The organism is Cupriavidus basilensis OR16, assembly GCF_000243095.1.
GTDB classification, from domain to species: Bacteria; Pseudomonadota; Gammaproteobacteria; order Burkholderiales; family Burkholderiaceae; genus Cupriavidus; species Cupriavidus basilensis_D.
In genome coordinates, this window is sequence record NZ_AHJE01000373.1 from 1 (window position 1) to 453 (window position 453).

Here is a 453-nt window from a genome sequence, read left to right on the forward strand (position 1 = left end):
TGAACACTTCCAGCATGACCGGATCGGCGTCGGTCCCCATGGCGCGCCGCAGGGGACGCGGCACGGCGCGGGTCAGCACCAGGTGATCGCGCCCGGTGAGCTCGGCCTGCCATCCGGGTTCCACCACCGTGGTGGCGTTGCGCTCGGCGATGATGGCGGGGCCAGGCAGCACGTCGCCGGGGCGCAGCGTGTCGCGCGGGAACAGGCCGGTGTCGTGCCAGGTGCCGCCGCTGAACATGCGGACCTGTTCCGCCGGCACGGGGCCGCCGGCGCGCGGCAACGGCTCGGGCAGTTTTTCCTCGGGCGGCTCGCTGCTGCCGATGGCCTCCACCGACAGCGCCTCCACGATCAGCGGCTTGCCTTGCATCAGGAAGGCATAGCGCTGGCGATAGGCGGCATCGAAGGCCGCCTGCATGGCGGGCAACGTGCCGAACGGCACCACCAGCGCCGAAT

The 453-nt window shown here is 71.7% G+C and carries 1 pseudogene; it reads right to left on the bottom strand.

What is annotated here, in order from left to right:
* Positions 1–453: pseudogene (locus tag OR16_RS39220) on the bottom strand (5-oxoprolinase); the annotation flags it as partial.